General features: G+C 61.0%; 14 protein-coding genes. 9 read left to right on the top strand and 5 right to left on the bottom strand.

Annotation, left to right across the window (positions count from 1 at the left end; translation table 11 throughout):
* The first annotated feature begins 340 nt into the window (after positions 1-340).
* The 4 genes from dnaA to MHM97_RS09340 all read left to right on the top strand — a co-directional run bounded on the left by dnaA (position 341) and on the right by MHM97_RS09340 (position 4,939).
* Complete coding sequence (gene dnaA / locus MHM97_RS09355; RefSeq protein WP_239322100.1) at positions 341-1,753, top strand: chromosomal replication initiator protein DnaA; 1,413 nt, start codon at positions 341-343, stop codon at positions 1,751-1,753.
* Between the two features lie 282 nt (positions 1,754-2,035).
* Positions 2,036-3,157, top strand: coding sequence for a DNA polymerase III subunit beta (gene dnaN, locus MHM97_RS09350; protein ID WP_239322099.1), 1,122 nt, complete (start codon positions 2,036-2,038; stop codon positions 3,155-3,157).
* A 67-nt stretch (positions 3,158-3,224) separates the two neighbouring features.
* The gene (recF, locus tag MHM97_RS09345; protein ID WP_239322098.1) at positions 3,225-4,322 is read left to right on the top strand and encodes a DNA replication/repair protein RecF; all 1,098 of its coding nucleotides are present in this window, start codon (positions 3,225-3,227) and stop codon (positions 4,320-4,322) included.
* Entirely contained in the window at positions 4,319-4,939 is a 621-nt protein-coding gene (locus MHM97_RS09340; RefSeq protein ID WP_239322097.1) for a LysE family translocator, read from the top strand. Before recF ends, MHM97_RS09340 begins: the two co-directional genes overlap by 4 nt.
* Here MHM97_RS09340 and MHM97_RS09335 read toward each other — a convergent pair.
* A complete protein-coding gene (locus MHM97_RS09335) occupies positions 4,932-5,519 on the bottom strand; it encodes a TetR/AcrR family transcriptional regulator (protein ID WP_239322096.1) in 588 nt (195 codons plus the stop codon). The genes MHM97_RS09340 and MHM97_RS09335 overlap by 8 nt on opposite strands.
* Before the next feature lie 114 nt (positions 5,520-5,633).
* Between MHM97_RS09335 and MHM97_RS09330 the strand changes: the two genes are divergently transcribed.
* Together MHM97_RS09330 and gyrB are read left to right on the top strand one after the other, a co-directional pair.
* Positions 5,634-6,227 carry an NAD(P)H-dependent oxidoreductase gene (locus MHM97_RS09330; RefSeq protein ID WP_239322095.1) on the top strand — a complete coding sequence of 198 codons (594 nt, stop codon included), beginning with the start codon at positions 5,634-5,636 and terminating at the stop codon, positions 6,225-6,227.
* 84 nt (positions 6,228-6,311) lie between these two features.
* Positions 6,312-8,729, top strand: a complete 2,418-nt coding sequence (gyrB, locus tag MHM97_RS09325) for a DNA topoisomerase (ATP-hydrolyzing) subunit B (protein ID WP_239322094.1) — start codon at positions 6,312-6,314, stop codon at positions 8,727-8,729.
* Positions 8,730-8,916: 187 nt separating this feature from the next.
* Here gyrB and MHM97_RS09320 read toward each other — a convergent pair whose 3' ends face one another.
* The 4 genes from MHM97_RS09320 to MHM97_RS09305 all read right to left on the bottom strand — a co-directional run bounded on the left by MHM97_RS09320 (position 8,917) and on the right by MHM97_RS09305 (position 12,891).
* Positions 8,917-9,369: a YaiI/YqxD family protein gene (locus MHM97_RS09320; protein ID WP_239322093.1), complete on the bottom strand. Its 453-nt coding sequence runs from the start codon at positions 9,367-9,369 to the stop codon at positions 8,917-8,919.
* Positions 9,366-10,880, bottom strand: a complete 1,515-nt coding sequence (gene sthA, locus MHM97_RS09315; RefSeq protein WP_239322092.1) for a Si-specific NAD(P)(+) transhydrogenase — start codon at positions 10,878-10,880, stop codon at positions 9,366-9,368. Before sthA ends, MHM97_RS09320 begins: the two co-directional genes overlap by 4 nt.
* Before the next feature lie 4 nt (positions 10,881-10,884).
* A complete protein-coding gene (gene fghA / locus MHM97_RS09310) occupies positions 10,885-11,718 on the bottom strand; it encodes an S-formylglutathione hydrolase (protein ID WP_239322392.1) in 834 nt (277 codons plus the stop codon).
* A gap of 240 nt (positions 11,719-11,958) precedes the next feature.
* Positions 11,959-12,891, bottom strand: coding sequence for an AEC family transporter (locus tag MHM97_RS09305; protein WP_239322091.1), 933 nt, complete (start codon positions 12,889-12,891; stop codon positions 11,959-11,961).
* Between the two features lie 237 nt (positions 12,892-13,128).
* Between MHM97_RS09305 and MHM97_RS09300 the strand changes: the two genes are divergently transcribed.
* The 3 genes from MHM97_RS09300 (at position 13,129) to MHM97_RS09290 (ending at position 14,921) form a co-directional block, all read left to right on the top strand.
* Positions 13,129-13,746, top strand: coding sequence for a TetR/AcrR family transcriptional regulator (locus tag MHM97_RS09300; protein WP_239322090.1), 618 nt, complete (start codon positions 13,129-13,131; stop codon positions 13,744-13,746).
* Between the two features lie 85 nt (positions 13,747-13,831).
* Entirely contained in the window at positions 13,832-14,545 is a 714-nt protein-coding gene (locus MHM97_RS09295) for an ArsR/SmtB family transcription factor (protein ID WP_225264450.1), read from the top strand.
* Positions 14,546-14,576: 31 nt separating this feature from the next.
* Positions 14,577-14,921 (top strand): DUF2794 domain-containing protein, encoded by a 345-nt coding sequence (locus MHM97_RS09290; protein WP_039982542.1) that lies wholly within the window; start codon positions 14,577-14,579, stop codon positions 14,919-14,921.
* Positions 14,922-15,003 lie beyond the last annotated feature (82 nt).

The following is a 15,003-nucleotide window of genomic DNA, read 5'->3' as shown; positions in this document are numbered from 1 at the left end:
TAACGGGCATTAGGGTTGTTATGGCCGGTGATCCGCGCGCTGCGCGTGGCACTGGCAACGGTATTCTATCGGCGTCTTTGGCCGATACCGTGCTTTTGGCATCTGTCCTATCACAGCGAATAAAGGGCGAGCGTTTTTTCGTCGCGGACGTTTGTGTGTTGCCGCGCGTTTTACAACGTTGTTTTCGGTTTTCGAAACACGTGAAGGCCAGTTTGCTTGCAGGCTGGCGGCGTTCTTTCTGTGCCCGATCGCCACCGGATTGTTCTGAAAGGAACAGTCAGACTGGGACGAAACGATAGGCCGAAAATCCGGCCATAACACAGGATGCGTGAGGCGCAGCATGACAGAGGACACATGGGGTCTACTAAGAAAACGTTTGCTAAAGACGGTCGGGCAGAACAACTTTACAACATGGATTGAGCCGCTTGAGCTGGATCAGGTTGACGGGGGGGTTGCCACCTTCCACGTGCCCACGAACTTCATGGGCAACTATGTCAGCCAGAACTTTGCGGATTTGATCCTGCATGAATTCAACATGTCGGGTGAACCCGTTCAGCGCCTCGCGTTCAAGGTCGCTGCCAATTCTCCGACTCGGCCGGTGCAACCGTCCGTAACCGAAGCCATTGAAGCGCCAGCGCCCGTGTCTGCGCCTGTGGTGGACCAAGGTGGGTCGCAGGAGGGGGCTGCCGCTGTGAAATCGCCCCTGGAAGACCTGCAAGCCGCGCCTCTGGATCCGCGCTTCACGTTCGACAGCTTTGTCGTCGGCAAGCCCAACGAGCTTGCCCATGCGGCCGCACGCCGCGTAGCCGAGGGCGGACCCGTGACCTTCAATCCGCTGGTGCTCTATGGCGGCGTGGGCCTTGGTAAAACGCACCTGATGCATGCGATCGCCTGGGAGCTGAAAGAGCGCAATCCGGACCTGAACGTTCTCTACCTGTCGGCAGAGCAGTTCATGTATCGCTTTGTGCAGGCCCTGCGCGAGCGCAAGATGATGGACTTCAAACACCTGTTCCGTTCCGTGGACGTGCTGATGGTGGATGACGTGCAATTCATCGCCGGCAAGGATTCCACCCAGGAAGAATTCTTCCACACCTTCAATGCGCTGGTGGATCAGAACAAGCAGATCATCATTTCCGCGGATCGCGCCCCCGGCGAGATCAAGGATCTTGAGGATCGTGTGAAATCCCGCCTGCAATGCGGCCTGGTGGTGGATCTGCATCCCACCGACTATGAGCTGCGCCTGGGCATTCTTCAGACCAAAGTGCAGCAGAACCGCAAGAACTATCCGGACCTGAAAATCGCCGATGGTGTGCTGGAGCTGCTTGCGCATCGCATCTCGACCAATGTGCGGGTGCTTGAAGGCGCGCTGACCCGATTGTTCGCTTTTGCCTCGCTCGTGGGGCGCGAGATCGACATGGATCTGACCCAGGATTGTCTGGCGGATGTGTTGCGTGCCTCCGAGCGCAAGATCACGGTGGAGGAAATCCAGCGCAAGGTCTCGGAGTATTACAACATCCGCATGTCCGACATCATCGGACCCAAGCGTCTGCGGTCCTATGCGCGGCCGCGTCAGGTGGCGATGTATCTGTGCAAACAGCTGACCAGCCGCTCGCTGCCGGAAATCGGCCGTCGGTTCGGAGGGCGTGACCACACCACCGTGATGCACGGGGTGCGTCGCATCGAAGAGCTGAAGACCATCGACGGGCAGATTGCCGAAGACGTCGAAATGCTGCGGCGCGCGCTCGAGGCGTAAGGTCGCCATATATCGACAGGCTGCGCCTCAACTTTGCCTGTCAGGAGATCACGGCCCCGGAATGCCCACCGGGGCCGTCTTTATTTGGGACGCGGCAAATCAGACGCATCCCCAAGGGGATTTACGACTTTCGGTGGTGGCGTGGCTCTCTGCTCTTGACCCCCGCCGCAATCCCTTGGAGAAATCAATAAAAACCTTGTGTTGAAGGGTCAGGGCGTTAATCTGCCGCTCCGCTCGAACCACATGTTTCCAAAGACTGCCAGCCGAAGAGGATAGAGGGAAATGAAGATCAGCATTGAACGCGCAACGCTTCTGAAGGCTGTGGCGCAGGCGCAGTCGGTGGTTGAGCGCCGCAACACCATTCCGATCCTCGCAAATGTTCTTATCGAGGCCGAGGGCAGCGATGTGATGTTCCGCGCCACCGACCTTGATATCGAGGTGGTCGACAAGGCGCCCGCACAGGTCGAGCGTGCCGGAGCCACCACCGTCGCAGCCACCACCCTGCATGAAATTGTGCGCAAGCTGCCGGATGGCGCATTGGTCACCCTGACTGCGGATGCGGCCACCGGTCGCCTGACGGTAGAGGCCGGCCGGTCGAACTTCTCGCTGGCGACGCTGCCGCGCGAGGATTTCCCGGTGATGGCCACTTCGGAGTATCACTCCAACTTCACCGCCAACGCCGCGATGCTGCGACGCTTGTTTGACAAGTCGAAGTTCGCGATTTCCACCGAGGAGACGCGGTATTACCTGAACGGTGTCTATATGCATGTGGCCACCGGCGAGAGCGGTGGTAAGGCCCTGCGCTGTGTGGCGACCGATGGACACCGTCTGGCCCGCATCGATGCGGACCTGCCGATGGGGGCAGAGGATATGCCCGGCGTCATCGTGCCGCGCAAGACCGTGGGCGAGTTGCGCAAGCTTCTGGATGATGACGAGATGGATATCGCCGTGTCGGTTTCCGAAACCAAGGTGCGCTTTGCGGCGCCGAACATTACCCTGACCTCGAAGGTCATCGACGGCACATTCCCTGACTACACTCGCGTTATTCCGGTCGGCAACACCCGCCGTCTCGAAGTTGATGCGAGCGAGTTCGCCAAGGCGGTGGATCGGGTTGCGACGGTGTCTTCGGAACGCTCCCGCGCGGTGAAGCTGCAGCTGGACGAGGACCGCCTGGTCCTGTCGGTGAACGCCCCCGATAGCGGCGCTGCCGAAGAAGAGCTCGCCGTGGCATATAGCGACGAGCGGCTGGAGATTGGTTTTAACGCCAAATACCTCCTTGAGATCGCCAATCAGGTCGACCGCGAAAACGCCGTGTTCATGTTCAACTCCTCTGGCGATCCGACCTTGATGCGCGAAGGCAGCGATGAGAGCGCGGTCTATGTAGTCATGCCGATGCGCGTCTGACGCATCGCTTGGAACGGGCCTGACGGCCCGGCCTCCGGCGGAGGTATTTTGGAAAAGATGAAGGCCCGTGCTGGCACTGACGTCCCTGTTCATGTCTCATTTCCGCTCGCATCTGCGGGCGGATTTGCATTTGGATGCGCGCCCTGTTGCGATCCACGGCGACAATGGTGCGGGCAAGACCAATATCCTTGAAGCGGTGTCGCTGTTTTCGCCAGGACGCGGAATGCGGCGGGCGTCGGCTGCGGATATGGCGCGCCAACCCGAAGCTCTGGGCTGGAAGCTGAAAGGGGTGTTACAGACCCGCGGCCAGGCCGTTGAGGTCGAGACCTCCTCGGAGGCGGGCAATGCCCGTCAGGTGAAGATCGACAACAAAGCCGCCAGTCAGGTCGCCTTGGGGCGCATCGCGCGCGTGGTCTGGTTGATTCCGGCGATGGATCGTCTGTGGATTGAGGGCGCCGAGGGCCGGCGGCGGTTCCTGGATCGGATTGCGCTCAGTTTTGATCCCGATCATGCCGAGGCGACGCTGACCTATGAGAAGGCCATGCGCGAACGCAATCGCCTGCTCAAGGACAATGTGCGCGATGCTGCATGGTACCGCGTGCTGGAAGGGCAGATGGCAGAGGCCGGGTTTCGCATCCATCAGGCCCGCGTCGATGCGGTGGACCGGTTGGTCGCGGCGCAGGCAGAGGCGGAAACCGCTTTTCCGGTGGCCGATTTGAAGCTGATCCAGGCCGAGGGTGAGATGCCCGCGAGCGCCGATGCGTTGCGTGCCGCGCTGGATGCAGGGCGCATGCGGGACTTGTCCGTCGGGCGGACGTTGGTGGGGCCGCATCGCAGTGACCTGATGGGGGCCTATGTGGCCAAGGGACTACCTGCCAAGGATTGCTCCACTGGTGAGCAGAAGGCGCTGTTGGTGTCGCTAATCCTTGCCAATGCACGGGCGTTGCAAGCCGAGGAAGGGGCTGCACCGATCCTCCTGCTGGATGAGGTGGCAGCGCATCTGGATGCGGGGCGTCGCGCCGCACTCTATGACGAGATTTGCGCGCTTGGCACGCAGGCCTGGATGACGGGAACCGGTCCGGAACTGTTTCAGGAACTGGGGCAACGGGCACAGCATCTGAAGGTCACCGATCAGGATGGGACAAGCGAAGTGATTCAGGAATGACGCTGACCATCTGGGATCTCGCCATATATGCCAGCGCTGTATTTGTTCTGTTCCTGACGCCGGGGCCGGTCTGGCTTGCACTGGTGGCGCGCTCCATGGCGGGCGGGTTTCACGCGGGCTGGCCGCTGGCATTCGGCGTCGCGGTGGGCGACGTCTTCTGGCCGCTGATTGCGGTTGTCGGGGTCAGTTCCATTTCTGCGGCATCAGAACTGATCGCGGTGGTTTTGAAAGGTGTCGCGGTGGTGATGTTCCTCGTGATGGGGATCAGTACGATCCGCGGCGCAGGGCAGCCGATTGCCGCCAATCGCCAGTTGACCAGACCGGGGCGCTGGGCGGGGTTTGTCGCCGGGGTCATCGTTATTCTGGGCAACCCGAAAGCGGCGCTGTTCTACATGGGGATCTTGCCGGGGTTCTTTGATCTGACCGTGACAACAGCACAGGACATCGCGGCGATTGTCGCGGTGTCGATGGCGGTGCCGTTGATCGGGAATGTCATCTTGGCTGGCTGTGTCAGCCGTGTGCGGCTTCTGTTGTCGTCCCCCACCGCACTGAGGCGCATGAACCTTGGGGCTGGCTACCTGTTAATCGCGGTTGCCTGCATCATTCCCTTTACCTGAGCAGCCACTGCTCCAGATAGGGCACAAGCGCTTCGGCAGGGGGGGGCATGTCGCCATGTTCCATGCAGAACCCCGTTGCAAGCACGTGGTTCAAAAAGGCCTGGATACCTTCGGCCAGTATCTCCGGGCTGGCGTGGACGGGCAGGGTGCCGGCGGCCTGCATCCGGGCAATCCAGCCTGCAAACAGGGCGATCTGGCGCATAAAGCCCTGCGTGACCACCTCGTCCACCTCTGCGCCAGTGGTGCCGGAGTAGCGCAGCAACAGATCGAAGATCATTCTGTCCTGGGCAATGAAATCCAACAACGGTGCAAGCCGGTGCGCGATCTCTTGCGGCGTCCGGGGCTCTGGCGCGGCTTCCATGGTCTCGATGTGTTGCATCACGCGGGCGCCCAGAATCACCGCCAGCAGCCCGTCCTTGTCGCCGAAATGGGAAAAGAACGTCCCCTTGGCGACCCCGGCACCAGCGACAACATCCTCGACTCGCAACGCGGAGACACCGTTGGCGTCGATAATGTCTTCCGCAACGGACAGTAGCTTCGCCCTTGTTTCCAAACGACGTTTCTGCGGCGCGCGTGACATGTGTGATGCTCTCCCGGCTAAATATTGTGACCACGGTCAATTATTAAATTGACCGTGGTCGAATTTTCAGCCAATAAAATGACCGAAGTCACATTTAGCAATGCGGAGGACCTCATGTCCACACGAAAGATCATCATCCTGAACGGCCACCCTGGCGAAAAATCCCTCAACAAGACACTGGCAGAAGCCTATCGCGATGCCGCGAAGGGCGCTGGCCACGATGTGCGCTACCATGACCTCTCTGCCATGGAATTCGACATGGATTATGGCATTGGCGGATACCATAACTACAAACCCCTCGAACCAGATCTGGAGGCTTTCCTGACGGATCTGGAGTGGGCCGAACATGTGGTGCTCACGACGCCGCTGTGGTGGGGCGCGCTTCCGGCAAAGCTCAAGGGCGTGTTTGACCGGGCCTTGCTGCCGGGCCGCACCTTTGACACGCGCAACACCTCGATGCTGGGTTTGCCGGCGCCGATGCTGACGGGCAAGACGGCCCGGGTCCTGCTGACCTCCGACACGCCCGCGGTGTTCCTGCGGTTGTTCTACAGCAACGCGGTCAAGAAGATCCTGTCGCGCCAGATACTCGGGTTTGTCGGGGTCCGGCCCACCCGTTTCACGTCTTTTGCACCCGCTTCGCACCCGGTCGCTTCGACCGTGGCGGCCTGGTGTCAGAAAGCTTCAAGACTGGGAGAGCGAGCCGCATGATTCCCTAAGAAAAAAGGGGGCTTGCGCGTGACATCCCGCCCCGGAACGCGTATAAAATCGACAGTTAAGAATAGGAAGGCGTGAATGTCCGAAAACGAGCAAACTCCGGCAGAATATGGCGCAGATTCCATCAAGGTTCTCAAGGGGTTGGAGGCCGTGCGCAAACGGCCCGGAATGTACATCGGCGACACCGACGACGGCTCCGGTCTGCACCATATGGTCTATGAGGTGGTGGACAACGGTATCGACGAGGCGCTGGCCGGGCATGCGGACCGCGTCACGGTCACGATCCACGCCGATTCCAGCGTCTCTGTAAGCGACAATGGCCGCGGTATCCCTGTCGATATTCACGCCGAAGAGGGCGTTTCCGCGGCCGAGGTCATCATGACCCAGCTACACGCGGGCGGGAAGTTCGACAGCAACTCCTACAAGGTGTCCGGTGGTCTGCACGGCGTTGGCGTTTCGGTTGTGAACGCGCTCTCGGATTGGCTGGAGCTGCGCATCTGGCGCAATGGCAAGGAACACGTCGCGCGTTTTGAACGCGGTGATACCGTGAAACATCTGACCGTTGTGGGCGACTGCGGCGATCGTACCGGCACCGAGGTGCGCTTCCTTGCGTCGACCGACACCTTCTCCAACCTCGAATACTCTTTCGAGACGCTGGAAAAACGCCTACGGGAACTGGCGTTCCTGAACTCTGGTGTGCGTATTGTCGTGGCGGATGAACGCCCGGCAGAGAGGCTCGAGAGCGAGCTGTTCTACGAGGGTGGCGTCAACGAGTTTGTCAAATACCTCGACCGCTCCAAGACCCCGGTGATGGACGCGCCAATCTACATCAAGGGCGAAAAAGACGACATCGGTGTCGAGATCGCCATGTGGTGGAACGACAGCTACCACGAGACCGTGCTGCCCTTTACCAACAACATCCCCCAGCGCGATGGCGGCACCCATGTGGCGGGCTTTCGGGGGGCGCTGACCCGGACCATCAACAGCTATGCACAGTCCTCCGGCATCGCCAAAAAGGAAAAGGTCTCTTTCACTGGCGATGATGCTCGCGAAGGTCTGACCTGCGTGCTGTCGGTGAAAGTGCCGGATCCGAAATTCTCCTCTCAGACCAAGGACAAGCTTGTGTCCTCCGAGGTGCGCCCGGTGGTCGAGAGTCTGATGGGCGAAAAGCTCGCGGAATGGTTCGAAGAAAACCCCAATGTCGCCAAACAGGTGGTCGGCAAGATCATCGAGGCCGCCCTGGCCCGCGAAGCTGCCCGCAAAGCGCGTGAACTCACCCGCCGCAAAACTGCGATGGACGTGAACTTCCTCGCCGGCAAACTCAAGGATTGTTCCGAGAAAGACCCCTCGAAGACCGAAGTCTTCCTCGTCGAGGGGGACTCTGCGGGTGGCTCTGCGCAAACCGGACGTGACCGTCAGACCCAGGCCATCCTGCCCTTGAAAGGCAAGATCTTGAACGTGGAGCGCGCCCGGTTTGACCGGATGCTTTCCAGTCAGGAGATCGGCAACCTGGTAATGGCGCTTGGCACCGGTATCGGTCGCGATGAATTCAATATCGAGAAGCTGCGTTACCACAAGATCGTCATCATGACCGACGCGGACGTCGATGGCGCCCACATCCGGACGCTGCTGTTGACGTTCTTCTACCGCCAGATGCCGGAGCTGATCGAAGGCGGGTATCTCTACATCGCGCAGCCACCGCTCTACAAGGTGAGCCGTGGCAAGTCCGAGGTCTATCTGAAGGACCAGGCCGCGATGGAGGATTACCTCATCAACCAGGGGGTTGATGGTGCGATCCTGCGTCTTGGCGACGGTTCTGAAATCGCTGGTCAGGATCTTACCCGTGTGGTGGACGAGGCGCGCCGTCTGAAGCGTCTGTTGGATGCGTTCCCGACCCATTATCCGCGCCATATTCTCGAACAGGCTGCGATCGCGGGGGCGTTTGTCCCCGGTGCGGTGGACAGCGACCTGCAAGGTGTGGCTGACAAGGTGGCAAGTCGCCTTGACCTGATTGCGCTGGAATACGAGCGTGGCTGGCAGGGGCGGATCACGCAGGATCACGGTATCCGCCTGGCGCGTATCCTGCGCGGTGTGGAAGAGGTGCGGACCCTGGACGGTCCGATGCTGCGGTCCGGTGAGGCGCGCAAGACCGGCAGCTTCACCAAATCCCTGCAAGAGATTTATGGCACACCTGCCGTGCTGCACCGCAAGGATCGCCAGCAGGCCATCTATGGCCCGCTCGACCTGCTCAAGGCTATCCTGGAAGAAGGCGAGAAGGGGCTGACCTTGCAGCGCTACAAAGGTCTGGGCGAGATGAACCCGGATCAGCTGTGGGAAACCACCCTGGACCCGGATGCCCGGACCCTGCTGCAGGTGCGCGTGGATGATATGATCGAAGCGGATGATCTGTTCACCAAACTGATGGGCGACATCGTGGAGCCGCGCCGCGAGTTCATCCAGAAAAACGCGCTGAGCGTCGAAAACCTCGACTTCTAGTGCTTACAGGATCGCGCATGTAATTGCGCGATCCCCGCTCCGTTGTGCGGGTTCCGCTTGGTCCTGCGCGAAAGTAGACGGAACGTCCGAGAAACGTATGCTCTGCGACACTTGAGGCGCAGAGTGCAGCCCGGCTGCGGGATTGACGGTCCCGCGACTGATGCCGGGGGCGTTGGCTTGGGCCGGGTTACCTTTTTGCGGCCCGGATCTCCCGCTCCAGCGAGTCGAGGAACCGCGACCGATCCGCCTTCGAGAACCCTTTGCCCCCGCCCTGCATCCCCAAAGGGTTGGCGGCACGCAAATCGGTCATCAGATCGCGCATCGCCAGTTGCTGGCCGATATTGGCCTCGGTAAAGCGCTCGCCATTGTGGCGCAGCACCCGCGCGCCGGCCTCGATGCATTTGGCGGCCAGCGGGATGTCTCCCGTCACCACCACATCGCCCGGCCCGCAGCGTTCGGCGATCCACATGTCGGCCACATCCGCGCCTGCATCCACGATGACGTTTTCCACCAGCGGGTTTTGCGAGGGCCTGAGGCCGCCGTTGGAGACCACAAACATGCGCCACTTGTGGCGGGTGGCGACCCGCTCTGCCTCGGCTTTGACCGGGCAGGCGTCGGCGTCGATGTATAGCGCGCTCACTCTGCTGCCTTGTCCTTTTTGGCGGGTGCGTCTTTTGTCGCCTCTGCCTTCTTTGCCGGGGCTTTCTTGGCCTTGGAGGGCGCGCGCAGGTCCTTGTATTCATCCGGGATTGGCATCCGGTTGAAGGCATCAAGCCCGGCGATCTTATAGGCCTCGGCCAGGGTCGGATAGTTGAAGGTGTTCTGCACGAAGTAATCCACCGTACCCTTGAGGTTCAGCACCGCCTGGGCAATGTGGATCAGCTCGGTGGCGCCCTCACCGACGATCTGCACGCCCAGCACCCGGCGGGTCTTGAGCGAAAACAGCATCTTCAGCATGCCGTGCTCCAGCCCCATGATATGCCCGCGCGAGGTTTCGCGAAACCGCGCGATGCCGACCTCATACGGGACGCCGCGCTCTTTCAGTTCTTCTTCGGACATCCCACAGGTGGACATTTCCGGCACCGAGTAGATGCCATAGGGGAACCACGGGCTTTCTGGCACGGTGGGCACATCCATCGCATGACAGGCCGCAACGCGCCCCTGCTGCAGCGAGGTGGAGGCCAACGATGGATGCCCGATCACATCGCCGGTGGCATAGATATGGGGCACTTTGGTCTGATAGGTCTTGCGCTCCACCTCAAGGCGGCCGCGATGATCGGTCTCCAGCCCCACGGCCTTGAGGTTCAGCCGATCCGTGTTGCCCATGCGCCCGGCGGCAAACAGCAGCATCTCGCCGCGCACGTGGCGGCCGTTTTCCAGCGTCACTTCGATATGGCTGCCTTCATCCTCGATGCTCTCGATCGCAGATCCCAGCCGCAGATCGACGCCATTTTCTCGGATCTGGTGGGTAAATTCCTCGATCAGCCGCTGGTCGATGAAATCAAGGAAGCTGTCGCGTGGCTCGATCAGGGTGACGCGAACATCCAGCGCTGAAAACATGGTGGCATATTCCACGCCAATGACGCCTGCCCCCACGACGATCAGCGAGCGCGGGATTTCCTCCATCTCCAGGAACTCGTCGCCATCCACCACGGTCTTGCCGTTAAAGGGCACGGTATCGGGGCGATAGGTGCGGGTGCCGGTGGCGATCAGGAATTTCTCGCCGGTGACACGGGTGGTGTCGCCCGCCTCGACTTCCACCTCGACTTCATTTGGGCCGGTGAAATGCGCCATGCCCGCCAGCATATCGACGTGGTTGCGGTTGAACTGATGTTCCAGCACGTCGACCTCGTGATCGAGCGTCATATGCAGGCGCGCCTTCAGGTCTTCGGCCTTGATCTGATCCTTCACCCGGTAGGCGCGGCCATAGAAACTGCGCTCGCGCCAGCCGGTGAGGTTCAGCACGGTTTCCCGCAGCGTCTTGGAGGGCACCGTGCCGGTATGAACAGAGACCCCGCCCAGGCGATCCTTGCGGTCAATCACCAGCACCCGGCGCTTGAGCTTGGCGGCCTGAATGGCGGCGGTGCGGCCAGAGGGGCCGGAGCCGATGACGATCAGGTCATAGTCGAACTTGGAAGGGGTCTCGGTCATGGTGTTACTCCCGGTAGAGGGCGTCTGCGTGGAAGGAGACATGCTCCTCCATGAAGGTGGAGACAAAGAAGTAGCTGTGGTCATAGCCCTTCTGCATCCGCAAGGTGGCTTCCTGACGGCGTTCCGCGATGGCACTGGCGAGCGCTTCGGTTTTCAGCAAGTCGCCAAATTGATCCGCCGTGCCGGTGTCGATCAGAACGGGACCGTCAAAGCCCACATCGCGCATCAGGAGGGACGCGTCATGTTTGGCCCAGAGGCTCTCATCCGCACCAAGGTAGGCGCTGAGCTGTTTGCGGCCCCAGTCGCTGTTGGTGGGGTTGCAGATCGGCGCAAAGGCGGACACCGACCGGTAACGCCCCGGCAGGTTCATCGCCAGCGTCAACGCGCCGTGACCGCCCATGGAATGGCCGGTGATGGCCTGACGGGACATGTCGAGGTTGAACTGTTCGCCCAGGAGCGCGGGCAGTTCTTCGGCCACATAGTCCCACATCTGGAAATGCGGCGCCCATGGGTCTTGGGTCGCGTTGACATAAAAGCCCGCACCCTGTCCCAGATCATAGGCCTCGTCATTGGCGACGCCTTCGCCGCGTGGGGAGGTGTCGGGAAACACCATGGCGATGCCTTGCTCGGCGCACCACGCCTGCGCGCCGGCCTTTGTCATGGCGTTTTCATGGGTGCATGTGAGGCCGGAGAGATACCACAGCAGCGGCACCGGGCCGTCCTTGGCCTCTTCGGGCAGGAACAGGCCAAAGGTCATGTCGCAGTTGGTGGCGGAACTGGCGTGGCGGTAGACGCCCTGTGTGCCGCCAAAGGCCCGGTTCTCGGCCAGGGTTTCCATCGAAGTTGCCATCGAGACCTCCATAATTCGGTGTTGGCTCATCGCTAACGGGGCAGGGCGAATTAATCCAGTGCTGGCACGTCGCCTCGGCCCGTTTTTGCGCCAGAGAAGCTTGCAATTGGCTGAAGATCGCTTTTCCAAACAGGCTGAGTTGGTGTTTAGGACTGTGCCTGACCTTGGGGAGGCGTGAAGCGCCTTCCCGGGGGGAAGGTCAGGCGCTGTCCGGCCTTACGGCCGAACTCACAACAGCGTATTCGCCCAAGCGATGACAAAGGGCACCGTCACGATCGACACCACAGTCGAAATCAGGATCGCTGCCGAGGCCCGTTGCGGCGCAACGCCATAGTGTTGCGCCAGCATATAAACATTGCCCGCCACCGGCAGCGACGCCGCAGAAATCGCCACCGCCGCAGAAAATGGCGTAACCGGCATCAACCACAGCACCCCCGCCGCCACACCCAAGGGGTGCAACACCAGTTTGGCAAACGACAGCCAGCCTGCGACCTCCACCCGTTCCGCGGATTTGGAGGCCAGTGATGCGCCAATCGCAAACAAGGCACCGGGGGTGGCTGCACCGCCCAGAATCGCAAGGAAATCATTCATCGGCGTCGGGATCGGCACCTGCCCTGCGGACCATACAAGACCGGCAACAATCGACAGGATCATCGGGTTTTTCAGCAGCCCCACGCCCACCAGTCGCAGCGTTGCAAGGCTCAGCCCCGCGCCGCGATGGGCATTGATCAGCACCACGATCAGCGAGGAAAACACCACCAGATCCACCGCCAGCACCAGCATCATCGGTCCGACAGCCCCCTCTCCAAAGAGGATCACCATCATCGGGATGCCAAGAAAACCGACATTGCCGATCGCTGCGCATTGGGCCTCGACCGCGGCGGTCGAAATATCCTGCCGCCGCAGCATCGCCACTACGGTCGCCACCAGATAGACGCCAAGCGTGCCCGCCAGATAGCCGATGATCAGATTGGGGTCGAAAATCTCTGCAACAGACAGGTTCGCGGCAAAGCGAAAGATCATCGCCGAGAGCGGAAAGAAGAACACGAATTTCGTAAGATAGGCTGTCGCCTCATCGGTGAAAAACCGGGTGCGGCCCGCCCAGTAGCCAAGGCCGATGATTGCAAAGAACGGAAGTGTGCGAAAGAAAATCTCGGCCATCGCGGAAATTGGTAACCTGAGTTGACCAGAAGAAAAAGCGTTTTTGCGTTCAGGATTCAGGGCGATCACGCGACTGTCGCTTTCCTGCTGCTGTCGGGTGCGGTATGGCTGAAAAACTGCAGTCCGCCACAGGGGCTTGAAAAAGCCCTTTGGGCAGGTGGAGTGCCAGACGTTAGGGCTAGCGCAGTCAAAGGGGGCAAGGGACGGCCCCGGTTGCGCGGGAGGAGGATGGAAAGAGTGACGAACCAGAGCGCAGCTGTCGTGCGCAGGGGGCGGAAGTTTGATCAGGTGCTGGATGGGGCTCGCAAGGTCTTTTTGGCCGATGGTTTTGAAGGCGCCAGTGTTGACGATATTGCCCGCGAAGCCGGTGTTTCCAAGGCGACCCTATACAGCTATTTTCCCGATAAACGCTTGTTGTTTATGGAAGTGGCGCGCAGTGAATGTGCCCGGCATGCCACCCAGCAACAGGACTTTCCCGAAGGCTCCAGCCCGCGTCAGGTGCTGACGCTGGTGGCACGCCATATCCTGTCGGTGATCCTGTCTGACGTGGGCCAGAAGATCTATCGCATCTGTGTGGCCGAGACCGAACGCTTCCCCGATCTGGGGCGGGAGTTCTTTGCCAGCGGCCCGCAGGTCGAGCGCGAAAAGCTCAAATCCTATTTGCGTGCTGCTACCGCACGGGGCGAATTGCAGATCGAGGATTTCGATATGGCAACCGAGCAATGGGCGGCCTTGCTGCGCACCGATCTATTCCCGCGGATGATCTTTAACCTGCGCGACAGCGTTGCGGAGGCTGAAATTCACCGCGTCGCGGACGCCGCTGTCGACATGTTCCTCGCCCGCTACGGGGTCTGACGGAGCGATCCCGCGCGCTGAGACTTCGGCGCTGGGCGAAGTGTTTGTCGTGGGCAGCCCCCCGCATCAGCGCTAGGGTGTTCCCATGGCAACACCACGTTTTGATATCATCGGGCAGGCTATCGCGGATGCCAGTCGCACCCGGATGCTCTGCGAGCTGATGGAGGGGCGCTCCTTCACCAATAAGGAACTGGCCAGCGCCGCCGGGGTCACGCCCCAAACCGCGTCGGCGCATCTGCGTCTGTTGCAGGATGCGGGCCTCGTGGTGGCAGAAAAGCGTGGGCGCTGTGTGTTTCACCGCCTGTCCGGACCAGAGGTCGCGCAGGCGCTGGAACAGCTCGCGGCGATTGCGCCAATGGACAGCCTTTACCGGGCGCAGCGGCGCAAGGCAGGTGGGCTGGCGCAGGTGCGCAGCTGTTATGATCACCTCGCCGGACCGCTCGCGGTGGCGATGACCGATGCGCTGATCGCGCGCGGGCATCTGCGCGAAGAAGGCGGCGGCTTTCATCCGGTTGCGGGCGAGATCTGGGCGGGGTTGGGCGTGTGCCTGCCAGACCGTGTTACGCGCGCGCCCTTTGCACGGCCCTGTATGGACTGGACAGAGCGGCGTTTGCATATCGCCGGTCCCATGGGGCGGCAGATCCTGACCCATGCGCTGGAGGCAGGGTGGCTGCGGCGTCCACTGCGCGGACGTGGGCTGGAGGTGACCGCACCGGGGCACCGCGCCCTGGAAGAGCGGCTGGGCCTTGGTAGCGCACTTGCGGGGCTCTCAGGTCTCAAAAGCTGCGAAGAGGCTTGATTTGCAGCGCAAATGCGCGGACCTTAGAAGGATGAACCAACAGAGCACCGGGGCCTTCCCGCCTTCGCCACCGCCCGAGCAGATCGTTTTCCACCGGAGCGAACTTTCTGTGATCATGTCGCTTTATGGTCGCATGGTTGCCGCCGGGGAATGGCGCGACTACGGCCTGTCGCATCTGCGCGAAATGGCCGTGTTTTCCGTATTTCGCCGCACCGCTGAGAATCCGCTTTATCGGATTGAGAAACGCCCCAAGCTGCGAAATCGGCAGGGGCAATATTCGGTTGTGGGGATGGACGGTCAGATCCTGAAACGCGGCAATGATCTCAAAACAGTGCTTCGGGTTCTGGAGCGCAAATTGATCCGCGCCGTGGAATAGCCGTGGATTAAACGGCGGTTGCGCCGCAGTTCACGGGTTTTTGGGGGATGGCCGGGGCCGCGCGGGGCCTTTGGCCCCGCGC

The sequence above is a fragment of the Epibacterium sp. Ofav1-8 genome (assembly GCF_022348185.1).
Lineage (GTDB): Bacteria > Pseudomonadota > Alphaproteobacteria > Rhodobacterales > Rhodobacteraceae > Epibacterium.
The sequence above is the reverse complement of the archived record's forward strand: the minus strand, read 5'-3'. Positions and strand labels throughout refer to the sequence as shown.